Genomic DNA, 23,814 nt, shown 5'->3' with positions numbered 1-23,814 from the left:
GATGTCAATTGAGAACACAGCCGACTCGGACTAGATAAGGCCCATGTCAATCGCAACCAAAGCCAATGCCCTCTGGGAATATGCCAATCCCAAAAAATTCCTCGCCACGACCGAGCGGGTGCTGCCGTTTTTCTGGATCAGCGCCGCTGTCTGTCTGGTGGTCGGACTTGTCTGGGGCTTTTTCTTCACACCGGACGATTACAAACAGGGATCGACCGTAAAGATCATCTATCTGCATGTGCCCGCGGCGCTGATGGCGATCAATTGCTGGCTGATGATGCTGGCCACATCGCTGGTCTGGCTGGTGCGCCGTCATCACGTCAGCGCACTGGCGGCTCGGGCAGCAGCGCCGATAGGGGTGGTCATGACCCTGATAGCACTTGTGACCGGGGCGATCTGGGGTCAGCCGATGTGGGGAACCTGGTGGGAATGGGATCCGCGCCTGACGTCGTTCCTGATCCTGTTCCTGTTCTATCTTGGTTATATGGCCCTGTGGGAAGCGATTGAAGATCCTGATACCGCCGCCGATCTGACATCGGTCCTGTGCCTTGTTGGTTCGGTTTTTGCCATTCTCAGCCGCTATGCAGTGAACTTCTGGAATCAGGGGTTACATCAGGGGGCGTCGGTGATGCGGGCGGGTGCGATTACCGGAACGGATACCGAAGAAAAGGTCAGCAATATCTACTTTTACCCGCTGTTGCTGTGCATCATTGGTTTTGTATTGCTGTTCATTGCACTGGTCTTCTACCGCACCGGAACCGAAATCCGCGCACGGCGGATAAAGGCGCTGTTGGCACGTGAAAGGGTGAACGCATGATCCCCGATCTTGGAAAATATGCCGATACGGTCCTTTCGGCCTATGGGGCGTCAGTCGTGCTGCTTGTCGCACTTGTTGCGTTCAGCATCCTGCGCGGCCGCAAAGTTCGCGCCGAAATGGAAAAGATCGAACAAAGGATGACCCGGCATGGCTAAAGTTTCTCCATTGATGCTTGCTCCGCCATTGCTATTCGGCGCATTCGCCCTTTTGGCGGCGGTCGGCATGTTCCGTGAGGATCCGAACGCCTTGCCATCTGCGCGCGAAGGTCAGCCCGCACCGCCGGTCGCTATGGCTGAATTTCCCGGAAAGCAGCACTTTGACGACGCTACGCTACGCGATGGTCAGGTGAAGCTGGTGAATTTCTGGGCAAGCTGGTGTGCGCCGTGCCGCGCCGAGCACCCCAACCTTGAGGCCCTATCGAAAGAGGGCATTCCGATCTATGGCATCAATTACAAAGACAAGCTTGGCAATGCCGACGCGTTTCTGGTGGAGCTGGGCGATCCCTATCGCGCGATCGGGCGGGACGAGAGTGGGCGTACCGGCCTTGACTGGGGCGTCTACGGTGTCCCCGAGACCTATGTGATCGATGGCGAAGGCACGATCATTCTGCGCTTTGCCGGGCCTGTCACCCAACGCGTCATCGAAAACACGATCCGCCCTGCGCTGGAAAAGGCTGCGGGCAATTCCGGTTAACGGCGCAGCCAGATCCAGACCATTGCGCCGATAAAGGCAAATGTCGTCAGGTTCATCAGGGTATCCGTCAGGTCACCGATCAGCATGGAACGCTCCTTCCTCGCGCAGGCCGCGAAACAGGCAAACCATCAGAAGAACCGAGATGAACACAAAGGGTAGGGCGCCCAGCGAGATCAGGATTTTTACCGAATCCACCGAACCCGACAGGATCATTGCGACGCTCAGCAGCCCCAGCAAAGCCCCCCAGATCAGTCGGACCTTAGGCGGCGGGTTCGGATCACCGGCCGTTGAAAATGTACCCAGAACAAAAGCCGCGCTCACGACGCTGGTAACAATGAACAGAAATGCGGCCAGAACTGTGGCCAGTGTAGTGACAAAGGGCAGGGGCAGTCGCTCCAGCAGGCCAAAAGTGACGCGCTCGATATTGGTTTGAGACATCGCCAGTAACTCACCCGCACCGTTCAAAGCCTCGAAAAGACCAATCCCGCCGAAGGCGCCAAACCACAGAACCGAGAACAACGTGGGCGCAAACAATACGCCGATCACAAACTCGCGGATCGTGCGCCCGCGCGAGATGCGGGCGACGAAGACACCCACAAACGGCCCCCATGCGATCCACCAGACCATATAGGTCAGCGTCCAGTCGCTGAACCACTTGGCAACTGTATCACCGAAAAAAGTGTAGGTCTGGAACCCGCGCGGAATGACGTTTGTTACATAGTCGCCAAAGCCTTGCACGACGGTGTTCAACAGATACTCCGTCGGGCCAAGAACAATGGTATAGGCCACTAGGGCGATGGCAATCAGCATGGCCGCATTCGACAGCCGTGACATACCCTGTCCCAGATCGATCATCAGCGCGGGCAGGTAGGCTGCAACCATTGCCACAAAAACTGCCCCGATCAAAAGGGCGCCGGCCACTTCGACATTCATCATGACGGCTATACCATCGGCCACCTGAAACACGCCCATGGCCATCGATCCGCCCACACCGATTGCAATTGCGATGATCGCCATGAAATCGGACCACCATCCCACAATGTCGGCCCATCGCTCGCCGGGAAACAAGCTTTTGATCGGTGCGCTGACCAGCATCCCGGTGCCCCGGCGAAAGCTGAAATAGGCAATGGTCAGCGCGGTTGAGCCGTAAATCGCCCAGGCATGCAGGCCCCAGTGAAAATTGGTTGCCAGCATTGCCTGTTGGGCTGCGATAAAGTCCGGTGCCATTTCCGAAATGAACCGATAATGCGTCAGCGGTTCAGCCACTGCCCAAAACAGCAGACCCACGCCCATTCCCGCCGAAAACAACATGGCGATCCATGAAGGGGTCGAGAATTCGGGTTCTTCATCATCCCGTCCCAATCGGATGTTTCCGTAAGGGGAGAACGCCAGAACAAGACATCCAATCAACATCCCCGAGGCCGCCAGCATCACAAACCAGCCCCGGCTGTGAAATGTCTGCTGAACGATGCCGCTGGCCCATGCCACCAGCCCTTGGATGTCAATGATGCCCCAAATCCCGACGACGGCAATGACGGCAAGAGAGCAGATCAGCAGTGCGTTCGGCCTGGCCATCCGGATATCCATCCCTGGTTGATATATCGGAAGATTGCAATGTTTTCAGGACCGTTACCAGAGCTAACGACAGGCGCTTACCCCCTGAGCAGGGTCCCACAAATACAACTACAGCCGATACCCGCCCGAAACCGTAAGGACTTCGCCTGTTACAAAAGACGCGGCGTCTGAGATCAGAAACCGGACAGCACCGGCGACATCTTGCGGCGCTCCGATCCGGCCGAGGGCGGTCTCATTGACAAACAGCGCAGTCAGATCGTCCGGGCGCGGCGCTTCGGGGATGTTAATCGCACCTGGTGCGACAGCGTTGACGCGAACGCCGCTCGGGCCAAGTTCTTTCGCCATTCCGCGGGTCCACAGGTTCAGTGCGGCCTTGCTGGCACCATAAGTCACTGCGTCACGCGGAGGCAGGACGGCGTTGACGGACGAGATACTGACAATAGCGGCTCCTGGTTCCAGATGCGGCAGAGCCGCCGCCAGCAATGCGGCCGGAACCAATAGGTGGAGGTCGAGAATCGCGCGGTGATTATCCGCGTCAAAGACATCTTTGGGCGTGGACGCGACCAGACCTGCATTGTTCACAATCACATCAAGCCTGCCAAAGTGGCGAATGACCTGCGAAACGACTTTTTCGGGCTGATCGGGTTGTGTCAAATCCGCTTGCAGTGGCAACAATTCGGTTCCGGTCGCCATATCTGCTGGTTCAGTGGATCGCCATGTAAACGCAACACGGTGATCCTGCGCCAGATCCTCGACAATCGCCCGCCCGATCCCGCGCGCGCCACCTGTTACCAATGCCACTTTGTCCATCCGCTCCTCCTTGGCACAGCAGAGCCGGGAACGCTCAAAAAGGCAACTTCTTCTGTTCAAGACGCCTTGGACCGAGCGAAAAACCCTCACAAAAGAAAAGGGCGCCCACAGGGGACGCCCTTTCGATATTCTAGAACCGTGGCTTAGCTTGCTTTTGCCAGGTTCCGCAGAACGTATTGCAGCACGCCGCCGTTCTCGATGTATTCGATCTCGGGCGCGGTATCGATGCGGCACTTCAGGGTTATGGTCTTTTCGGAACCGTTGCCGAATGTGATGGTGCAAGGCACCTCCTGCAGCGGTTGGATGGTATCCAGGCCGTGGATCGAGACGGTCTCATCCCCTTTCAGCCCCAGCGACTTGCGGTTATCGCCGTCGGTGAACTCGAACGGGATGACGCCCATGCCAACCAGGTTCGAGCGGTGGATACGCTCAAAGCTTTCGGCGATCACGGCCTTGACCCCCAACAGGGCAGTACCCTTGGCCGCCCAGTCACGCGAGGACCCTGCGCCGTACTGCTCGCCACCAAACACAACCAGCGGCGTGCCTTCGGCCTGATAGGCCATCGACGCGTCATAGATCGAGGTCTGTTCGCCATCGGGGCCTTTGGTGTACCCGCCCTCAACGCCATCCAGCATCTCGTTCTTGATGCGGATGTTGGCAAAGGTGCCGCGCATCATGACCTCGTGGTTGCCACGGCGCGAGCCGTACGAGTTGAACTCGCGCGGTTGCACCTGACGGTCCAGCAGGTACTTGCCTGCAGGGGTCGTGGTGGCAAAAGAACCGGCGGGCGAGATATGGTCGGTGGTCACCATGTCGCCCAGAACCGCCAGAACCTTGGCGCCTTCGATGTTCGAAATGGTGCCGGGCTCATGCCCCATACCCTGGAAATAGGGCGGGTTCTGGATGTAAGTCGATGTCGGCGGCCAATCATAGGTTTCGGCATCGGTGGTCTCAACCGCCTGCCATTTCTCGTCGCCTTTGAACACGTCGGCATATTTCGACTGGAAAGCTTCACGCGTCACGGTCTGCTCTACCAGTTCGGCCACTTCCTGTTGGGTCGGCCAGATGTCTTTCATGAAGACATCATTGCCGTCCTTGTCCTGACCGATTGGCTCGGACGTCAGGTCGATATCCATGGTGCCTGCCAGCGCATAGACAACAACCAGCGGCGGTGACGCCAGATAGTTGGCGCGCACGTCAGGCGAGATACGGCCTTCGAAGTTCCGGTTGCCGGACAGGACCGAAGTGGCGACCAGATCGCCCTCGGCAATCGCCTCGGACAGTTCTTTCTGGATCGGACCCGAGTTGCCGATACAGGTGGTGCAGCCGTAACCGACGAGGTTGAAGCCGATCTTGTCCAAATCTTCCTGCAGGCCAGCAGCCTCAAGATAGGCGGACACAACCTGCGATCCCGGTGCCAGCGAGGTTTTGACCCAGGGCTGACGGTTCAGGCCCAGAGCAGCGGCCTTGCGTGCCACCAGACCCGCGCCGATCATTACGTAAGGGTTCGAGGTGTTGGTGCACGAGGTGATCGAGGCGATCACGACCTTGCCCGATTCCATGGTGTAGTCCTCGCCTTGGACGGCGATTTCCTTGCCCATCGGACGCTTGAACGTCTCGGCCATTTCCTTGGTGAAGGCGGCCTTGGCGTTGGTCAGTGCGACATAGTCTTGCGGACGTTTCGGACCCGAGATCGCGGGAACGATGGTGCCCATGTCCAGCGACAGTGTGTCGGTGTAGATCGGTGCGTAATCCGCGTCACGCCAGAAGCCGTTTTCCTTGGCATAAGCTTCGACCAGCGCGATACGGTCTTCGTCACGGCCAGTGTTGCGCAGATAGCGCAGCGTCTCGCCGTCGATCGGGAAGAAGCCACAGGTTGCGCCATATTCCGGAGCCATGTTGGCGATGGTTGCGCGGTCGGCCAGCGGCAGACGATCCAGACCTTCGCCGTAGAATTCGACGAATTTACCCACCACGCCTTTTTCGCGCAGCATTTCCACGACCTTCAGAACAAGGTCGGTGCCGGTGGTGCCTTCGACCAGATCACCGGTCAATTCAAAGCCCACAACCTCGGGGATCAGCATCGAGATCGGCTGACCCAGCATCGCGGCCTCGGCCTCGATCCCGCCAACACCCCAGCCCAGAACGGCCATGCCGTTAACCATGGTGGTATGGCTGTCGGTGCCGACCAGCGTATCGGGATAGGCGACCTCATCCCCGTTCTGGTCGGTGTCGGTCCAGACGGTCTGTGCCAGATATTCCAAGTTTACCTGGTGGCAGATACCGGTGCCGGGGGGCACAACGCGGAAGTTGTTGAACGCACCCTGACCCCATTTCAGAAACTGGTAACGCTCCATATTGCGTTCGTATTCGCGGTCGACGTTCATCTGGAACGCGCGCGGGTTACCGAACTCGTCGATCATGACCGAGTGGTCGATGACCAAGTCAACCGGGTTCAGCGGGTTGATCTTTTGTGCGTCGCCACCCAGCGCCTTGATGCCGTCGCGCATTGCAGCCAGATCGACCACTGCCGGAACGCCGGTAAAGTCCTGCATCAGCACGCGGGCCGGGCGATAGGCGATCTCGCGCGGGTTCTTACCACCTTTGTCGCCCCATTCGGCGAAGGCCTTGATGTCGTCGACCGAGACCGAGAATCCGTCATCCTCGAACCGCAGCATGTTTTCCAGCACCACTTTCAGCGCGGCGGGAAGCTTGGAAAAATCGCCCAGACCGGCTTCTTGCGCGGCGGGGATCGAGTAATAGGAAATGGATTTGCCATTCACGCTCAGGGTGCGGCGTGTCTTGGCGGTATCCTGTCCGACTTTGATGGGCATCTGTGGCCTCCCTCTCAAATGACGTGGAATATGGGATTCGCTGAGGGGTATCTGCATCACCCAAGCGCGCGGTTCAAGGTCCAAGAGGCGGGGTGCGGCAATTTTTGTATACCATTGCACACATTTCTGCCGATTTATGCTGCAAAGGTTTCAAGAAACCTTGATTGGCTGTTGAACCGCAGAGTGTTTAAACCAGAGTGGCACAGCATCAATTCGAGACTCAATATGTTCAAGTCAAGCGCTACGGCCCTGTTTCTTTCTGCCTTTTTCGTGTCGTCCGCAAATGCGGGTGACAACCCGGTCGTGGTGGAGTTGTTTACGTCTCAGGGATGCTCCTCCTGTCCGCCTGCGGATGCTTTGATGCATGACCTCGCCAAACGGGAGGATGTGATCGGCCTCGCGCTGCACGTGGATTACTGGGACTACATCGGTTGGAAAGACGAGTATGCGGATCCGTCCCATGCAACGCGCCAACGGGCCTATGCGCGCGAAGGTGGACGCACCATGATCTACACGCCGCAGATGATCATCAACGGTCAGGAAGATGTGGTTGGGGCCAAAGCGGCGCAACTGTCGGGCCTGATTGCCAAGCATCTGGCGGATAGCCCCGCCGCACAGATCGATGTGGCCCGCGCGGGCAATGACCTTGTAATAGAGGTGAAACCGGCATTGGCAGCTTTGAATGGGGCGTATGACATTCAGGTCGTGCAATACTCACCGATGCGCCATGCCTCGATTAAACGGGGTGAGCTGGCTGGTCATGACCTGAACTATGCCAATGTCGTGGAATCCTGGCAGTCTGTCGGAAAATGGAATGGTGCCGAGCCTTTGACATTGTCGGCTACGCTGGCCTCGGAACTGCCTGCGGCGGTTCTGGTTCAGAAGGCAGGGTATGGCCCGATTGTTGCCGCTGCCCGGGCCGAATGATCAGGGCATATCCTCGGGCCGGACACCCAGTCCGCCCCACGCTTTCCAGCGGCGGTGAATCCAGAACCATTGGCCCATGTTCTTGCGCACCATGGCCTCAAGATCATCATTGGTGAACTGGGTCATCGTGCTGGCGTCGGTATGCGGCACCGGCTCGTGCAGGACGATTTCAAAGTCGATGCCGTTTGGCTGACGCACGGCATAACACGGGATCATCACCGCCTTGTATTTGATGGCCAGTTCCGCGTTCAGCACTGAAGTCACGGCCGGTTTGCCGAAAAATGTCAGTTCCTCGCCGCCATGGGCATGCAGGTCCGAAACAATGGCGATGATCCCACCCTTTTTGAGTGACCGAACCATCTCCATCATGCCACGTCGGCCTTGTTCGAACATCGGTTCGCCGGTCTTGTAAAAGGCATCGACATACATGTCGTTGAAATAGGGGTTAGCCATCCTGCGATAAAGACAGCCGATCGGCTTGCTACTACGGGCCTGCAGCGCAACCCGTGCAGCCAGATAGTGCCCGAAATGCGCTGTGATCATCATGATGGGTTTTCCGGCTTCACAGGCCTCGTCGAAGGCCTTGATTCCGGGGCCCGAGATCTTGGCGTTGCTCTGTCGCTCGGTGAAGCCCTCGGGCGAGAAGTGCTCCATGATGGCGCGGCCAGCATTATCCGGCACCGCCCGGCAGATGCGGTCAACCTCAGCCTCGGGCAGGTCCGGGCAGGTGAGTTTCAGATTGCGACGCACCCGTTTGTTAAAGCCCACAATAGGCGCGAGTGTTCGCATGATCGCACCCATAGCGGCAATACGCCGGCTGTATGGCAATAGGCGCATCCCGCCAATCACGCCCTTCAGGCACAGATTTGCGACATAGTATTTGCCAAGCTCAAAGCGGCTCAGTTCCGATTTTTCGACGGGCATTGGGGATACTCACCGGGTTTGCGTTTCGCGGTGCCAGACATACAGACCCGCTCCGACGATCACAAGCGTGCCGCATATCGTCCAGATATCCGGATACTCGTGAAAGAACACCGCGCTCCAGATCGCGGCAAATGCAAGTCCGGAATAGGCATATGGGGCCAGCATCGCAGCCTCGCCCAGACTAAAAGCTCGGATGAGCATCATCTGGCCAATGGTTCCAAATCCGGCCACACAAACCATCAGTACCCACCCTGATGCAGTCGGGTGCTGCCATTGCGTGGGTGCGATCATGCTTAGCAGCACGGTCCCAACCAGCCCGGTATAGAAAAGCGACGTCCATGGATCTTCGTCAGGTCCAACGCGGCGGGTCAGCAGGGCATAGGCCGAGTAACAAATTGCGGCCCCTACGGGATACAATGCAGCAGGTTGAAAAACACCAGCACCGGGTCGCAGGATGATGGCCGCACCGATGACAGCAAAAACGATCCCTGCAATGCGGCGCGGACCCAGATGCTCACCCAGAAACAGGGCTGCACCCAGTGTGATCAGTACCGGATTTATCGACATAAGCGCTGAAGCATCGGTCAGCGGAATTAAGCTGAGCCCCAGAAAAAAGAAACCTGTTGCGCCCATCAACAGTAGTGATCGTAGAAATTGCAGCATTGGATAATTCGTTCGCACCACATGGTGCAATCGCGGCAAAACCAAAACAATGACAACGGCCATCTGACCCGTGTATCGAACCCACAGGGCGGACAGGACACCGGTCTGCGGTACCAGCGCTTTGACTGACGCATCCATCAGGGTAAAGCACAGGATGGCCAGAACCATGTATACAATGGATCGGTTGGCTGCTGCACTCATGAAAAGCGATCAGTGCAGGCTGTGAGAGCAAATGCAAATATCATGACGTCAGTTATTCTGACTAACCCCAGACTGTCCATCGGTAACACCGATGAAATCCGCAATCATCCGGGATTGAGAAAATTCCGGCAGAAACGTACTAACCGGCCCCTTCCTCTTCTTCTTCGGCGAGGGCAATTGCGCCTTCGTCGACCAGCCCGCGAATGACGCCAACGATGCTGGCCATGGCTTGTTCGGCATCGGTCTGCTTGATCTTGCCGCGTTCCCCGATCTCTTCCCGCAGGTTGTCGGCCATGCGCGTCGACATGTTGGCCAGAATGAATTCGGCGGCTCTTGCGTCGCCTTCCGCAATCGCTCCGGCCAGAGCTGTCACCAAAGCCATCTGATCGACCGCGCGCAGAATGGCGGGGATGTCACGGGGTACGATGCGGGACGGAATGTGTGCGAAGGTAAAGATGGATCGCCTTACGGAATCGGCGAAATCTGCATCTTCTTCGTCAAGTGCGTTCAACAGACCATCGCGTGTTGCCGACGGCGACTTATTCAGTATCGCACCGACGCGGGCACCGGGTGCTTCCTTGAAGGCGGGTATCGGCCTTTGATCCAGTTGCGAGGCCAGCGACCAGCCGATTCTGTCGACGGCATCCGGTGTGACATTGCCGGTCTTGGAAACTGCAAACGTAATGCGCCGGGCAACCGGGCCGGGAAGCTGCTGCAAAAGCTGTGCCGCCTTGGCGGTGTCCAGTTTTGACAGAATGACGGCGGAAACTTCGGTGCTTTCTGCCTGAACTATCCCGCCAAGCTCATCCGGTTCTAACTCGCGAATGCGCTGCCATGGATCGCCGATTTGCCGAACACCAGCTTCTTTGCGAAGGCGCGCCGCCGTAGAGGGCGCAATCTTACCGGTCATCGTGTCCAACGCCCCGGCAAGGCCATGCGGAAAGGACAGGCCGACACTGTCCAGCGCCTCGGCGAATTCCTGTGCGACGGAGCTGAGCGTTGCCCTGTCGACCAAACCCATACGGCCCATCTGTTGGGTCAGCCGTTCCTGCAATGCGTCGGGCAATTCTTCCAGCGGGATATCAGCGCCCTCATTCAGCAAAAGCCGCACAACCACGGCTGCCTTTTCTCGGCCCGAAAGTTGTCGGGGAATCAGCGCCGCGGGCTCGTTGTTCCGGTCAGCCATAGGCGTCGGATCACCCGGAGAAATCTGAACAAGTGCATTGTTTTTTGCCATCTGCCTGCGCTGCCAATATTCCGAACGTTGCGCAGGCAGAGTATGCGGCGGCTGGTAAAGAAACCCTGAAGTTCAATAGCTGTAAGTCAGCCCTGTCCTGATCGCCTCGCGGAGCGAGGTTTCGGCCCAAGTCCCTTCGCCGCCACGGGCCTTGATTTCGCGCCACTGGGCAATGGCCAAATCGGTTTTCCCTTCGGTGACAAAGCCTTGCGCCATGTAGCTGCGGGCCAGAATGTTGTCGGGGTTTGCGGCGATGGCTTTTTCATAGAACACATTCGCCAGCTCCAGTTCGCCCATTTTGCGGTACGTAAAGCCCCAGTATGTCAGCACGCGATCATCATTCTGATTGCTCATGACGCGCAGAACATCCTGTGCATGATCATACTGCCCATCATAGGCCAGTTCCCGCACCGCGTCATACAGCTCGTCATCGGTAAAGTTTGTCTTGTTCGGTTTGACGCATTTCCCGGCACCCGCATCCCAAACCCGCCCGAACAGGCATTTGCGCGTTGTTTTGGTTGGCTTCGGTGGGTTGTTGTCGGCACTACCGGCGGCGTGAACCGCAAGAGGGGTAAAGGCAAAGGACTGAAGGGCAATTGCAGTCGCAAGCAAAAGGCGCATCTGAGCACTCCGTTAAAAAATCTCATCCTGAGAAAGCATAGCGTGGTCAGCGAAAAAGCGAGCCACAATTGACCCGCTTCTTTTCAAAGTTCGGTGAGGTCCGGTTCAGCTGTTGGCCTCTTTTACGCAGCTTTGGCTTTCGCTGTCCCAGATCGTGCCGGGAATACAGGACTGGGCCTGTTTCTGATGTGAGCTGCAAGCCAATGCCGCCGAGGCGGTCAGCCCCAGTATCAACGAGCAGAGAAGCGTCCTGATGGTCATCGCGGTTCTCCTGTCTGAATGCTGCATCCAGTATAGAGATTTTCCGCGAGTCGGGCAAAAGCAAAGACCGGGCCCTCAATCGCGGCCCGGTCGATGTCATTTTACCTGAGAAGATCTGGCTTAGTTGCCAAAAACACGAGAGAAAATCGTATCCACGTGTTTGGTGTGATAGCCGAGGTCGAATTTTTCTTCGATTTCTTCGACGCTCAGAGCTGCGGTTACTTCGGCATCGCCCAGCAGTTCGGTTTTAAAGTCCTTACCTTCTTCCCAGACCTTCATGGCATTGCGCTGAACCAGGCGATAGGCGTCTTCGCGGCTGACGCCGGCCTGTGTCAGGGCCAGCAGAACCCGCTGCGACATGACCAGACCGCGGAACTTGTTCATGTTGGCGATCATGTTGTCGGGATAGACGACCAGCTTGTCGATCACGCTGGTCAGGCGCGCCAGTGCAAAGTCCAGCGTGATGGTGGCGTCGGGGCCGATATTGCGCTCGACCGAACTGTGGCTGATGTCACGCTCGTGCCAGAGTGCCACGTTTTCCATCGCCGGAACTACTGCCATGCGCACCAGCCGGGCGAGGCCGGTCAGGTTTTCGGTCAGAACAGGGTTACGTTTGTGCGGCATGGCCGACGAACCCTTTTGACCTTTCGAGAAGAACTCTTCAGCTTCCAATACCTCGGTCCGCTGCATGTGGCGGATTTCGATGGCGACGTTTTCGATCGAAGAGGCAACAACGCCGAGGGCGGCAAAGAATGCTGCATGGCGGTCGCGCGGGATAACCTGCGTGCTGATCGGCTCCGGCTCCAGCCCCAGTTTTTCGCAGACATGTTCTTCGACGCGGGGGTCGATATTGGCAAAGGTGCCAACCGCGCCGCTGATCGCGCCGGTTGCAATCTCCATCCGTGCCTTTTTCAGACGGTTCAGGTTGCGGTCCATTTCGGCATAGAAGCGGGCAAATGTCAGACCCATCGTGGTTGGCTCGGCATGGATACCGTGGCTGCGACCGATGCGGATGGTATCCTTGTGTTCGTATGCGCGGCGCTTCAGGGCGGTCAGCAGACCTTCCATGTCGGCGATCAGAATGTCGGCAGCGCGGGTCAGCTGAACATTGAAGCAAGTGTCCAGAACGTCCGAGCTGGTCATGCCCTGATGCACAAAACGTGCCTCGTCACTGCCGACATGTTCGGCCAGATGGGTCAGGAACGCGATGACGTCGTGCTTGGTAACGGCCTCGATCTCATCAATGCGGGCCACGTCGAACTCGACATCTTTGGCCTTCCAGACGGCCTCGGCATTCTCGCGCGGGATGACACCCAGATCGGCCATGGCGTCGCAAGCGTGCGCCTCGATTTCATACCAGATGCGGAATTTGGTTTCTGGCGACCAAATGGCGACCATCTCGGGGCGGGAATAGCGGGGGATCATTGGCAGCAGCACCTTTTTGTGATTGGCATGAGGCGTTGGCGCGGGTCATAGACTCGTGTGACCCAACGGACAAGGCAGGAGAGTAGGGATGAGACTGTTTGCCCTGATTTTTGCGGTTTTGCCGGGCGTTCTGGCGGCGGAAGAGTTCGAAACCCTGACTGGCGCCGAGATATTTGATGCGCTTTCAGGGCAGAGGCTGGAATACAACAACGGTGCATCCCAGACTTTTGATGCATCGATGTATACCCAGTATTTTTCGGGTGGGCCCAGCTCTGGCCAATGGGCGGTGCGGGATGATCAGTATTGCTCGATCTGGCCGCCGTCGGATTTGTGGGCCTGCTATACGGTGGAACGGCAGGGGGATGTGATCCGGTTTGTCGGATCAGGCGGTGACATTACCGAAGGTGTTTATTCTAAGTGATTAGACCAGCCAGCCTGTTTGATTTTCAAGGCCAGTGGCGGCTGAGTCGAGTTATCCAGGATGCAAAGACCGCACAGACGCTGCATGCTGAGGGCACTGCCGAGTGGGCGCCGGATGAAGAGGGGCTTTGCTACCGCGAAGCGGTTACGCTGCATATACCCGGACAACCCGCGATCAGGGGAACGCGCAAATATTTGTGGCGCACCGATCAGGACCGGATTGCCGTTCATTTCGAGGATGGACGATATTTTCACCGGCTGGCGCTTGGGCAAATGCGTATCAACGACCACCACGACTGCCCGCCCGACAAATACCACGCAAGTTACGACTTTTCCCAGTGGCCTCAATGGTCGGTTCGCTGGATGGTATCCGGACCAGACAAATCCTACACAATGCACACCCGTTATTCGTTTTGCATGCGCTGACTGGGTTCCCGCACCTGAAAAACTTGTCGATTGGCCAGTAGTACTGGACAAGCCTTGTTCGTTTTGTCCAATCTGGGCCGGATCAATCATTAGGCTATTTAGATATGCGCTTGTTATCAAAGTCTTCTCTGGCCGCGATTGCGGCCCTTGTTCTGGGCACGTCATTTCCCGCATTTGCAGACACTCCGGTGACCTATTCTGATGCAGGCCGGGCCCTGTTCCGGTTCGACGTTCCTGATTTCTGGCTGCTGCGTACCGGTGGTATTCGCGAGATCGAAGACACCGAACTGGAGGATCCGCGAGCGGTCAGTCGGGTGATGGGGATACGCCCGGTTTCCGACGACAGCGTCTGGATGGGCTTTGTCTCACCGGCAGGTGTGGCAACGATCGATGGTGGATTTGGCTACCTCGCTGATATCGACAAGTTTCTTGTAAAGGACCCTCAGATTTCCAGTGACTCCAACGTGAGGATCGGTGGTCTGCCAGCCCGGGTTGTCCGGGGCACTGGGCGGCGTGATGGGCGCGGGGTGAATTTCACCGCTACGGTCATCGATCTGCCGCGAAACCGCGTAGCGGTGGCGGTGACGGTAATGCGCGATGATGCCAACCCGGAATTCGTGAATGACCTGAACGCCGTGTTCGCGTCATTCCGGGCCGCGAACTGAGGAGGGTGAAATGGCGCGTAAACTACTGAAACGGGCAACCCTTGTTCTCGGGCTCGGCGGCGGGGCCATGATCCTGACCGGCTGCGACGGTGTAAGCGTAGGGGTAGGGGTGGGGACCGGGTATTATGATCCGTTCTATGACTCAATGCTTTGGAACGACTATTACCATCGCGATGTGGATATTGACGTTGATCGTCCGGACCGCCCGAACCGCCCCGATCGCCCCAACCGGCCTAATCCACCGCATACCAAACCGCCGATTTCCAAGCCTCCGGCACGGCCAAGGCCACCGGTCGCGCGGCCACCTGCGGCGCGTCCTCCTATCCACCGGCCCGCACCCAGACGGGGGTAACCGGCGGATAGCGGCGGCATATTTAGCTGAGTAGCTCAGTTGTTACATGTGCGGTTGCTTCAAGTGTCCGGTGAACCGGGCACTTGTCGGCGATTTCAAGCAACTTGGCTTTTTGCGTATCGTCCAAAGGACCAGTCAGCCTGATTTTGCGACGGAAATGGTCAATCTTGTTTTCTCCAACCAGACCCGCATCCTGTGCATGCACCTTGTTGTGACAGACATCGACGCTGACACCATGCAGGGGCCAGCCTTTGCGCCGCGCGTACATGCGGATTGTCATCGAGGTGCAGGCCCCCAGTCCGGCCGATACAAAACCATATGGTGACATGCCCTGATTGGTTCCACCGTACGAAATAGGCTCATCCGCAACGACGTGGTGTTTCGGCCCCGATTGTACGTCTTGAAGGAATCCGTTGGGGTCGGCCTCGGTCACACGCACGACACCTTCCGGTGCACCAGGGGGCGGGGCAGGTGGCGACAGCTTTACATATCGCGATACCCAGGCGGCGATTACTTCGGCAGCGTAATCTGCGTCGGCGCTGCGCGTGATCAGATGATCGGCGTCATCAAGCGTGACAAAGCTTTTTGGGTGTTTCGCTGCTAGAAAGATCGTGCTGGCATTGTCAATGCTGACGGTCTCGTCGCGCGGGGCGTGCAGTACCAGCAGGGCCGCCTTCAACTCTGCAATGGCAGGCGTTAGCGCGGTTTCTGAAATGTCGTTTACAAATGCCTTGCCAACGCGGAACGGTCGACCGCCAAGCATGACCTCGGCAGAGCCCTCGGTCTCGATCTGCGGGATCGCCTTTTCGAAGTGATGCGTAACATGGCCGGGGTCGGCAGGGGCGCCAAGGGTAACAACTGCCTTGACCGAGGGGATACCGGCCCGTGCCCGCAAAACCGCTGCCCCGCCAAGCGAATGGCCAACCAGCAAGGCAGGAGCCAGATTTCTGCCAGCAAGGTACTGTGCTGCTGCAATCAGATCCTCAACATTCGATGTGAACGTCGTGTTGGCGAATTCGCCTTCTGAATGGCCCAATCCCGTGAAATCAAACCGCAAAACGGCAATTCCCATTGCCGCGAGTCGCGCAGAGATACGGCGGGCGGCGGGAATGTCCTTGGAACAGGTAAAGCAATGCGCAAACAGCGCGGTTGCCAGAACCGGGCCGTCCGGCATGTCAAACCGGGCCGCCAGTTGGCCGCCATCGTGTCCAGCAAATGAAATTCGTTCTGTGGGCATGTCTCTGTCCTTGGTGGATAAACGTACAGTGGGGCAGGTATCGGCACGGCTCAACCTTTGTGTCAGGACGATCACGCGGAGGTTACAGATAGCGTTCATTTCCAAGGTGGTTTTGGGCGCAACAGTTGCCGGGTGGCTTTTCGTGTGACAAGCTATGCTGAGAAATTTAGTTACTTCGAGTGTTTGCGGGCGATTTGTTTTTATGACCGGCGATGATCAGAAAAAGCCTGAGGATCGGAAATTCAGTCACGGTGTCATTGTGACAAGCGCCATCCTGGGGTCGATTGTCTCGGCAGGAACGATTTTAAACTGGCTTGATATTCCTTTGTTTCCGCAAAAGCCTGTGATCGACGAAGCCGGAATTGGCATTGGTGTAAAGGGCGATAGCAACGGACAACCAGTCGTCGCGCCAGTCCCGGTCGATCCGTTGACCGAACTTGCCGCCGATCTGAGTGAGCGTGTGGCCGAGGTTTTGGCCGGTCAAAGATGCCGGGGCGTGGTAATCAAAGATCTGGTTGCCGAAGAAACACACACACCGGCTGAACAAAGCACATCCACCTTCGACACAGTTGTGTTGACAGGCGAGGTTGCGCTGAACGCTGGGGACAGCGTTCACAGAATCCGGCTGGCGGGTTCCGGAAAAGGCCCAGACGCCGAGACGCGCGCCCGATCCATGGCAATCGAAGGTTTCACAAAGCAATTAGCTCAAAACGAAGAGCTTGCCAGATTTTGTAAAGGGGTATGAGGGTTTCATGAGGATCAGAACATTTACCTTGGCCGCAACCGCTGCCATGATTTGGGGCACTGTTGGTGGGGCGGCATCATCGGTGGACGGCAGCTTGGAAGATATTGCAGCGCAGATCGTGGAACGAACGCAAACGGATGGCGCTCCGACTATTGGCATCTCGACCTTCACCCACAGCGACGGCACCTGTTCGGATCTGTCAAACTATGTGTCCGAGTTCATCGTTGACAGCCTTTTCAATGCTGGAAATGGAAAGATCGACATTATTGAGCGGTCTCAGCTGAGTGCGATTTTCCGGGAAATGGAATTGGTTTTTGATGGCACGATCGCGCCGGACGCCGCCAAACGTTTGGGTGAGATTGAGGGCGTCGATGCGGTGGTGACAGGCTCGTTGATCCAGTTCGGTGAGCAGGTGAAAATTCAGGCGCGCCTCATCAGCACCGAAAATGGACGTTTGTTTGCGACTGCGCGTTCAGATTTTCCCAGCGTGGGCAGCGTGGCCCAGATGATGACGACCCGCAGCCGCGCGCAGTGCGGGTTTGCCGCTGATGAAGGTGCCAGTGCGGCAGGAGGCGCGACAACCGTGACGGTCGTGGCTGGCGGGGCGGCACAGCAGCAGCCGCTGGCACAACCTTCGCGACGGTTTGCATCCGACGTCTTTGATGCCGAGGTCAGCGGCCTGATCTACTCCAAAGGCAGCGGAGACACCAGTTTTGCCGTTCGTTTCAGGAATACATCCGACAATACCATTGCGCTGTCCTATGTTCCAAAGTCGCTGTCTGTTTCAGACGGAAGCGGCGGCTTCATGAGTTACAAGGATAATTGGGCCGGAATTCGGTCCTGTCCTAATGCCGGAAGCCTGCAATATTGCAACTCCAGCGACCCGCGATACGCGACCAATGTTCCGCCGGGCAAAGTCGCCCAGCTGAACTTTCGGATGTTGGCAGGCAAGGATATCAAAGAGCCCAAAGTCTCACTTGCTCTAGAATTTGTTGTGACGCCAAATATTGACGACAAGGAAACCTATGCGGTGCAGTCCGTCGGGTTCTACGACATGGAGCCGGACGCGAAGTGAATTGAGGCCATGCGGCCTCACTCACCCATTAGTGCTTTGTCGAACGGGTAGGTTGTCAAGTTTTCATACCCGTCTTCGGTTATCAGAACCTGATCTTCCAGCTTGATCGAGAAATCGCCGCCCACTTCGCCGACGCAAGCCTCGACACACAGAACCATTCCCGGTTCCAGCGCGTAATCGTAGGCCCCGGCCACGGCGTTATCCGGATAGGCAACCAGCGGCCATTCATCACACAGGCCAACACCGTGCATCAGGCAGCCGTATTTCTGGTCCTGAAATTTGTCGTCCAGTTTGTGGGTGTTGGCAGTCAACTCAGGGATCGTCACGCCAGGTTTGAGCATTTCCATGTTGGTCATGACATGTTCATGCGCATGGCGCATGGCATAGATCATGTCCGCGCGCGGTTTTTCGTCACCGATCCACCAGGTTCGCGAAATGTCGATGCAGATGCCGTAAGAGCCGATCAGATCGGTGTCAAATGCGATGATCTCGTTCTTCCGGGTGATCCGGGGGCCGCATTCCTGAAACCACGGGTTTGTGCGCTGGCCTGACGCCAGTAGGCGGGTTTCAATCCATTCACCACCGCGCCTGATATTCTCGGCATGCAGAACGGCCCAGATGTCATCTTCTGACGTCTTGCCATCACCCACATTGGCGCGGGCAAATTTCTCCATCTCGGCCACGGCAGTTTCACAGGCGTGGTGGGCGCAGCGCATTGCCAGAATCTCATCCGCCCCCTTTATCGCACGGGTCTTTTCCGTGACCTCTTCGCCCTCCATGATCTCGAAGCCCTGCGCTTCAAGCGCGCGCAGACCGTGCAGCATGACCTTGTCGACCGCCAGACGCATGTTGCCCGGTGCATGTTCCTGCATCAGCACACGCACTTCGTTCGAAAAGACGTCTGCCTGAACATCAACCTTGTCGCCCCGATCAAAATAGAACAGGTCCGCGCCGGATCGCTGCTCGCGTACAAGCGGGTTGAACTTGGACAGGAAGGGTGAGTTCTTGTAGTCCCAGATCACCATGTATCCATCGGCACACAGCAATACAGCCCGGAATGGGTTGTGAGTGTTCCAAAGCTGCATATTGGTGCTGTCAGTGGCATAGCGGATGTTTAGCGGATCAAACATCAGCAAGCCGCCATATCCACGGTCGACGATGGCTTTTGTCAGTCGTTTCCAGCGATGTTCGCGCATCCGCTCCAGGTTGGGCAGTTCCAGCCCAGCCTCCGCCCATTCTGAAAAGGCAAGCTGAGTCGGGCCGATCTCGATACGGTCATTTTCGTTCGGTGTCCCGTCGCCAAGTGTCTGGCCGCGGGTTGGATCAATCTTTCGGCTGTCACGATAATGATGGTTCACGGCTTGCCTCCCTGCTTGCACGGCAAGGGTGCTTGCAGCAAGGCGTCACGTCTCTGAGGTTTGCGACCCCGGCGAGGTCGCTTTTTGACCGACACGGACGTGCGATGATGATAATCGGGATTCATGACGGCCATTTTGCAGAATTCGATTCCCTATAACCCGTTGGTTTCACGCCCATTGCCGGGAATTCAGCCCGCCTCGATGGAAACGTGGCTGCATCAGGACGATGCTTTTGCCCAGCAAATGCAAAAACGAGAATCTCTGTTGGCGCAAAGGCGCGCCGACGTACTGGCATTAGATGATGGCGCTGTACCAGCTGCCCGGGAATTGCTGGATCTGGTTCTGGGCCTGAACTACCCACAGGCACACGATCAGGCGTTGCGCCCTGACGGCGTTGTCGTCGAGGTTGATCATGCAAAGCCGCTGGATACCCTGTGCAGGCTGGTGCAGGAAGATTTTTGCATCTTGCAAAAGCAGGGTGACGAGCATGTTCTTACCGGCGCTATTCTGTGTTTTCCCGCCAGTTGGCGACTGTCGGAAAAGTTCATGCGCCCGCTGATCGGCATTCACGACACGGTGAATGACTATGACGAAAACATCGCAAGACGCGTTCAACGGCTGTTCGATGGCATTCGGGTCGGTCAGCCGCTTTGGCGGTTCAATGCCCTTTGGTACGAGGATGCGGAACTGCATCAGCCCCGCAGCTTTGCCGATCCACGCCTTGTCCGCGACCGCGAAAGGGCAGGTTATCTGCGCAGTGAGCGCCAATGTCTGCTGAGGCTACCTCAAACCCAGGCCGTGGTTTTTTCGATCCATACCTACGTCTTAACCGAAGACGCCTTGCCTAAAATGGAAAACCCCGCCTGATGGCGGGGCCTCCAAGGAGGGGTCGTCTAAATTCTTACATGCCTAAAGCTGCACTGACATCGGCCAATGCGCCGCTTGTTTGCAGCATCACGATTGCCGCGGTGTAGGCCAGCACCTGAGTATTGAGTCGGAAATCCTCACCACGGATCAGATTCACCGCTGCCATCGATAGGGCCACGGGCGCCGAGAGAGAGGCGACCACACCAGTCATTCCCCAACTGGTCAAACGTTGAATATCGCGCTGCAACTTGCCGTCATCAGGTTCTTCCTGATGTTCTTCGGCATCTTTTCTGAATGCGATGCTCAGCAACTGCTCGTCTGTCAGCTTGATCGGGCGGACGGTGTCCCTGATTACGGCCGGGGTATCGGTTTCCGGCTCTGGTTGGCTTGGAACTTCCGCTCCGGCAAAAGGGCCGTTCACAGTTTCAAAAATCTGTTTGCGGTTCCGTTGGCGACTTGGGGTGAGCGAGTCGAACGCGCTCATGAATTGTTCGATAGTCAGAACAGTGTTGGGGGACAGCCATTCCACACGCTGCGACGAACAAATGTCGACCATCCGGTACAACATGACGACGAGCATCAGTTCGGAGACTTCGGTGTCATCCAGCAATTTCGAAACGGGGGCCATGGAAATGACCAGCCGATTCCTGTTCCGTCCCTGCGGTGCGTGAGTTTCGGTTTTCAGGCCCGCCGCCCGGTCCAGGCATTCATGCCGATCCTTGGGTTCGAACATGTTGGTGTCCAGACACAGGCGCACCAGATACTGACTTGATACGATACTTGCCTCGGTTTTGCTCAGAATGTTTTTGCGCTCAACCAGGTGGCCATAGTCTTCCAGAGTTGCGGCAACAATTTCCGACAGGCGTGTCAACGCGCCTTCATCCTCGCCGCTGAATTGAAGACCACCGTGGTATCTGTTCTTAGGAGTCACAGCGCATACCTCTGATGCATGAATTCTGAGCTAATACGCTAAGCCACGAAAAGGGAGAAAATTTGACGAAAATGAAATATTCTTAGAAATTTCGCCTATTGATTACGTATTGGAAACTAAGAAACAATTGGCTCAAATGGGTTTCTGTGGCGAGTTTGTGGCGGAAATTGGGCTGGCGTTGGACGAACTGCGGCGCTCTATCCATCAATCCGACTCGCCATTATGGCAATTGATTTCTGATAGACAGACGCGGCGTTCCATTGCTGTATAACGGCGAAGTTCGGTTGCCCCGGCTGATAGCCGCGACCGGGCTTCCAACCCTTTTTGCGCAGGAAATTTGCGGTCGAAGCCAGGGCGTCGGTCATGTTGTAGAAATCGACCCGACCATCCCCAGTTGCGTCTACTCCATACGTTATTGCGTTTCCCGGTAGGAACTGGGTGTGCCCCAGTTCGCCATGCTTTGCCCCCTTTGTCGCCATTGAAATGCTACCCTGATCGACAAGTTTCAGGGCACCTATGGCATGCGGAACAAAGAAATCGGAACGGCGACAATCATAGGCCAGTGTTGTGATTGCGGAAACGACCTGACTGTCGCCCATAAAGTTTCCAAACCCGGTCTCCATGCCGTGAATGGCGATCAGAACGCCCGCCGGCACACCGTACTGCTGCTCTAGCGCTGTATAGAATTGCGGGTTTCGGGCTTTGCGTTTGCGACCTTGAGCAACGATCACATCCGCGCCCCGCACCTTCATGAACTTGTCCAGTGAATACTTGAAGCTTTTCTGATTGCGATCCGCCGCGATCGTGCCGGTCGCGTAGTGCGTCTGTGCCAGTGCCTGCAGCCCTTTTTTTCGGACACCTGACTTTTTTGCCTGTTTCGCAAAATCCTTTTTCCAGGCTTCGAACCCGGCACTGGTGTTTCCGCACGTGGCCGCCGATAATGCCGTTGTCGAAGCGAAGACCAGACTTGTGAACAGGATTGCCAGACGCGGCATCAGGTGGACCTCCAATTTTTGGCAGCCCCGGGGTGGCGGGGCTGCGGGTTGGTGCCGGACGTCAGGGCAGGGTGGGCGCGATTATGTAAAGCGCCTTGAGCGCGGCCCCGGGTTCGGCCCCCGGTAGGATTGTACGAAAAATCTCTTCCATGGTTCCATTGGCGTACATTTCAGACAAAACGGTGTCGATTAGCAGCCTGAAGTCCGCGTCGTTCTTTGCCAATGCAATCCCGTGTTTCTCGATGGTCATGATCTCGGGCGAGATCTTGAAATCCTGCGTCAGGCCTGCGGCGGCATAGTTGAACATCAAAATGGATTGATCGCCGAAATAGGCCGCGATCTCACCTGACGCCAGTGCGTTGATGCCGTCCGGATGAGACGCAAAGCGAAGCAACTCAGTCTCGACCCCGGCTGCGCCGAACGAGTTTACAACGGCTTCTTCCGTTGTCGTACCACTGCGTACACCGATCTTTTTTCCGGCCAACTTGTTGAAATCCGAACTGGCATCCTTGGGGAGAAGGACCGCGGTTCCGTCAACGTATATAGGGATTGAAAAGTCCACTTTTTCGCGTCGGGACAGGGTTATCGTCGCAGCCCCGCACAACAAGTCGATGTCACCCGATGCCACTTTGTCGAAACGGTCGGTCGGTTCAACCACCAAGAACGTGGCCTTGAGATCGTCCATTTGCAGTTTGTCCGCAATTGCCTGTGCAAGCCGGTCACAAACCAAAGGGGTATAACCCGACGGGCGCCCTGTATCATCGACGAACGACATTGGAGCCGCATCGCTGCGGAATCCGATCTTAAGCTCTCCGCTGGATTTGATCCTGTCGAGTGTCTGGGCAGACGCCGCCGACGCAAACAAAAGGGCCGAAGCGGCAAGGGAAACAAGGCGCATGAAACTTATCCATCAGGTTGAAATCAAATCGAAGCGTACTCGCACAAAGGCGAGGGATAAAGATAATTTCCCAATTCCTTAAACGGCGCCGTTGCGTAATAGGCTACGCGGCCAAAGAAGAGTGCGGTCTAGTACAAATCAAGCTCACCTTTTTGCTTGAGTTCCTCAAACCACTCCTCCGCAGTCAAAGGTATCTTCGCGTGTTTAATCATCGTTTCGTTCATGTCGGCCAGATTAGATGCATCCGGCCAGTTGTCAGGCTGCCAGAGGTTGGAGCGCATGATGCATTTCGGACAATGGGCAAAGACAGTTTCCACGTGGATTAGCAAAGCCAGTTTCGGGCTGCGCTTGTTCACGGCCATCGTTTCAAGCAGCTTGGGATCTTTGCACAAGCGTGCCTTGCCCCGGATTCTCAGGGTTTCGCGCTTACCGGGAATAAGAAACAGGATCCCAACACGGGGATCACTCAACAAGTTATGAAACGAGTCCATACGCTTGTTTCCCGGCCGGTCCGGAATGGCGAGAAGGGTGTCTGACAGGACCTGAACAAACCCCGGCGGATCGCCTCGTGGCGAAACGTCAATATGTCCGTCTGTGTTGGCGGTCGCGATGGCACAGAACGGGGACTGCGATATGAATTCACGGCAAATCCCGTCGAGCGCGGTAAGTTCCTTGGCAATGATCTGTGGAAGTGGCGGGCCTGAGAGGGCCTCGAGTTCTTTTCTGGACGTTACAAAATCCGTGAAGCCAGCATAGGGATTTTCATCTGACGCCATGGTTCCGCCCCGCAATTGTTTCCCGTGGGAAAGTCTGTGCGGGCGGGAAAGTTATGTCAAATCCGAGGTGGACCCGCATAA

At 56.8% G+C, this 23,814-nt stretch carries 26 protein-coding genes; 11 read left to right on the top strand and 15 right to left on the bottom strand.

Annotated features, from left to right (window positions below):
• Positions 1–43: 43 nt before the first annotated feature.
• The 3 genes from ACR0NA_RS01965 to ACR0NA_RS01955 are packed head-to-tail and all read left to right on the top strand — an operon-like array spanning position 44 to position 1,510.
• Positions 44–817 (top strand): heme ABC transporter permease, encoded by a 774-nt coding sequence (locus tag ACR0NA_RS01965; RefSeq protein ID WP_170651835.1) that lies wholly within the window; start codon positions 44–46, stop codon positions 815–817.
• Positions 814–972, top strand: coding sequence for a heme exporter protein CcmD (gene ccmD, locus ACR0NA_RS01960; RefSeq protein ID WP_480449929.1), 159 nt, complete (start codon positions 814–816; stop codon positions 970–972). The genes ACR0NA_RS01965 and ccmD overlap by 4 nt, the downstream gene beginning before the upstream one ends.
• Positions 965–1,510 (top strand): DsbE family thiol:disulfide interchange protein, encoded by a 546-nt coding sequence (locus tag ACR0NA_RS01955; RefSeq protein ID WP_480725667.1) that lies wholly within the window; start codon positions 965–967, stop codon positions 1,508–1,510. Before ccmD ends, ACR0NA_RS01955 begins: the two co-directional genes overlap by 8 nt.
• A gap of 72 nt (positions 1,511–1,582) precedes the next feature.
• Here ACR0NA_RS01955 and ACR0NA_RS01950 read toward each other — a convergent pair whose 3' ends face one another.
• The 3 genes from ACR0NA_RS01950 to acnA all read right to left on the bottom strand — a co-directional run bounded on the left by ACR0NA_RS01950 (position 1,583) and on the right by acnA (position 6,729).
• Complete coding sequence (locus ACR0NA_RS01950; RefSeq protein WP_480725664.1) at positions 1,583–3,085, bottom strand: BCCT family transporter; 1,503 nt, start codon at positions 3,083–3,085, stop codon at positions 1,583–1,585.
• Between the two features lie 108 nt (positions 3,086–3,193).
• Entirely contained in the window at positions 3,194–3,895 is a 702-nt protein-coding gene (locus ACR0NA_RS01945; RefSeq protein WP_480725662.1) for an SDR family NAD(P)-dependent oxidoreductase, read from the bottom strand.
• Positions 3,896–4,038: 143 nt separating this feature from the next.
• A complete protein-coding gene (gene acnA / locus ACR0NA_RS01940; protein ID WP_480725659.1) occupies positions 4,039–6,729 on the bottom strand; it encodes an aconitate hydratase AcnA in 2,691 nt (896 codons plus the stop codon).
• A gap of 225 nt (positions 6,730–6,954) precedes the next feature.
• Between acnA and ACR0NA_RS01935 the strand changes: the two genes are divergently transcribed.
• A complete protein-coding gene (locus ACR0NA_RS01935) occupies positions 6,955–7,656 on the top strand; it encodes a DUF1223 domain-containing protein (protein ID WP_480725657.1) in 702 nt (233 codons plus the stop codon).
• Here the strand turns inward: ACR0NA_RS01935 and ACR0NA_RS01930 are convergent, their stop codons facing one another.
• The 6 genes from ACR0NA_RS01930 to purB all read right to left on the bottom strand — a co-directional run bounded on the left by ACR0NA_RS01930 (position 7,657) and on the right by purB (position 12,988).
• Positions 7,657–8,580, bottom strand: coding sequence for a lysophospholipid acyltransferase family protein (locus tag ACR0NA_RS01930; protein ID WP_480725654.1), 924 nt, complete (start codon positions 8,578–8,580; stop codon positions 7,657–7,659). It lies immediately after the preceding gene.
• Positions 8,581–8,589: 9 nt separating this feature from the next.
• On the bottom strand, positions 8,590–9,444 hold the full coding sequence (locus ACR0NA_RS01925; RefSeq protein ID WP_480725652.1) for a DMT family transporter: 855 nt from the start codon (positions 9,442–9,444) through the stop codon (positions 8,590–8,592).
• A gap of 139 nt (positions 9,445–9,583) precedes the next feature.
• The gene (locus ACR0NA_RS01920) at positions 9,584–10,630 is read right to left on the bottom strand and encodes a flagellar motor switch protein FliG (protein WP_480725989.1); all 1,047 of its coding nucleotides are present in this window, start codon (positions 10,628–10,630) and stop codon (positions 9,584–9,586) included.
• A gap of 123 nt (positions 10,631–10,753) precedes the next feature.
• Positions 10,754–11,302, bottom strand: coding sequence for a tetratricopeptide repeat protein (locus tag ACR0NA_RS01915; protein ID WP_480725649.1), 549 nt, complete (start codon positions 11,300–11,302; stop codon positions 10,754–10,756).
• Between the two features lie 105 nt (positions 11,303–11,407).
• Entirely contained in the window at positions 11,408–11,563 is a 156-nt protein-coding gene (locus tag ACR0NA_RS01910) for a chitin-binding domain-containing protein (protein ID WP_480725648.1), read from the bottom strand.
• 120 nt (positions 11,564–11,683) lie between these two features.
• A complete protein-coding gene (gene purB, locus ACR0NA_RS01905; RefSeq protein ID WP_480725645.1) occupies positions 11,684–12,988 on the bottom strand; it encodes an adenylosuccinate lyase in 1,305 nt (434 codons plus the stop codon).
• 88 nt (positions 12,989–13,076) lie between these two features.
• On the opposite strand from purB, the gene ACR0NA_RS01900 reads away from it, so the two are divergent.
• From ACR0NA_RS01900 to ACR0NA_RS01885, 4 genes are all read left to right on the top strand, one after another.
• Positions 13,077–13,409 carry a hypothetical protein gene (locus ACR0NA_RS01900; RefSeq protein WP_480725642.1) on the top strand — a complete coding sequence of 111 codons (333 nt, stop codon included), beginning with the start codon at positions 13,077–13,079 and terminating at the stop codon, positions 13,407–13,409.
• Positions 13,406–13,834 carry a DUF6314 family protein gene (locus tag ACR0NA_RS01895; RefSeq protein ID WP_480725640.1) on the top strand — a complete coding sequence of 143 codons (429 nt, stop codon included), beginning with the start codon at positions 13,406–13,408 and terminating at the stop codon, positions 13,832–13,834. The genes ACR0NA_RS01900 and ACR0NA_RS01895 overlap by 4 nt, the downstream gene beginning before the upstream one ends.
• A 104-nt stretch (positions 13,835–13,938) precedes the next feature.
• Entirely contained in the window at positions 13,939–14,499 is a 561-nt protein-coding gene (locus ACR0NA_RS01890) for a hypothetical protein (protein ID WP_480725638.1), read from the top strand.
• Between the two features lie 10 nt (positions 14,500–14,509).
• A complete protein-coding gene (locus tag ACR0NA_RS01885) occupies positions 14,510–14,851 on the top strand; it encodes a hypothetical protein (RefSeq protein ID WP_480725636.1) in 342 nt (113 codons plus the stop codon).
• A gap of 22 nt (positions 14,852–14,873) precedes the next feature.
• On the opposite strand, the gene ACR0NA_RS01880 is transcribed toward ACR0NA_RS01885, so the two are convergent.
• Positions 14,874–16,088 (bottom strand): bifunctional alpha/beta hydrolase/OsmC family protein, encoded by a 1,215-nt coding sequence (locus ACR0NA_RS01880; protein ID WP_480725634.1) that lies wholly within the window; start codon positions 16,086–16,088, stop codon positions 14,874–14,876.
• 202 nt (positions 16,089–16,290) lie between these two features.
• Between ACR0NA_RS01880 and ACR0NA_RS01875 the strand changes: the two genes are divergently transcribed.
• Both ACR0NA_RS01875 and ACR0NA_RS01870 read left to right on the top strand, forming a co-directional pair.
• Entirely contained in the window at positions 16,291–16,833 is a 543-nt protein-coding gene (locus ACR0NA_RS01875; RefSeq protein WP_480725632.1) for a hypothetical protein, read from the top strand.
• 7 nt (positions 16,834–16,840) lie between these two features.
• Positions 16,841–17,908, top strand: a complete 1,068-nt coding sequence (locus ACR0NA_RS01870) for a FlgO family outer membrane protein (RefSeq protein WP_480725631.1) — start codon at positions 16,841–16,843, stop codon at positions 17,906–17,908.
• Between the two features lie 17 nt (positions 17,909–17,925).
• On the opposite strand, the gene dddP is transcribed toward ACR0NA_RS01870, so the two are convergent.
• Positions 17,926–19,266: a dimethylsulfonioproprionate lyase DddP gene (gene dddP, locus ACR0NA_RS01865; protein ID WP_480725628.1), complete on the bottom strand. Its 1,341-nt coding sequence runs from the start codon at positions 19,264–19,266 to the stop codon at positions 17,926–17,928.
• A 123-nt stretch (positions 19,267–19,389) separates the two neighbouring features.
• Here dddP and ACR0NA_RS01860 point away from each other — a divergent pair, with 123 nt between their 5' ends.
• Positions 19,390–20,133 carry a heme-dependent oxidative N-demethylase family protein gene (locus tag ACR0NA_RS01860; RefSeq protein ID WP_480725626.1) on the top strand — a complete coding sequence of 248 codons (744 nt, stop codon included), beginning with the start codon at positions 19,390–19,392 and terminating at the stop codon, positions 20,131–20,133.
• A 34-nt stretch (positions 20,134–20,167) separates the two neighbouring features.
• Here ACR0NA_RS01860 and ACR0NA_RS01855 read toward each other — a convergent pair whose 3' ends face one another.
• The 4 genes from ACR0NA_RS01855 to ACR0NA_RS01840 all read right to left on the bottom strand — a co-directional run bounded on the left by ACR0NA_RS01855 (position 20,168) and on the right by ACR0NA_RS01840 (position 23,733).
• Complete coding sequence (locus tag ACR0NA_RS01855; RefSeq protein WP_480725623.1) at positions 20,168–21,064, bottom strand: hypothetical protein; 897 nt, start codon at positions 21,062–21,064, stop codon at positions 20,168–20,170.
• A gap of 197 nt (positions 21,065–21,261) precedes the next feature.
• Positions 21,262–22,059, bottom strand: a complete 798-nt coding sequence (locus ACR0NA_RS01850) for a lytic murein transglycosylase (RefSeq protein ID WP_480725621.1) — start codon at positions 22,057–22,059, stop codon at positions 21,262–21,264.
• Between the two features lie 61 nt (positions 22,060–22,120).
• Positions 22,121–22,957 (bottom strand): amino acid ABC transporter substrate-binding protein, encoded by an 837-nt coding sequence (locus ACR0NA_RS01845; protein WP_480725618.1) that lies wholly within the window; start codon positions 22,955–22,957, stop codon positions 22,121–22,123.
• A gap of 128 nt (positions 22,958–23,085) precedes the next feature.
• A complete protein-coding gene (locus tag ACR0NA_RS01840; protein WP_480725616.1) occupies positions 23,086–23,733 on the bottom strand; it encodes an MSMEG_1061 family FMN-dependent PPOX-type flavoprotein in 648 nt (215 codons plus the stop codon).
• Between the last annotated feature and the right edge of the window lie 81 nt (positions 23,734–23,814).

The sequence above is a fragment of the Ruegeria sp. C11 genome (assembly GCF_056537725.1).
This window is presented reverse-complemented; position numbering and strand designations above follow the sequence as displayed.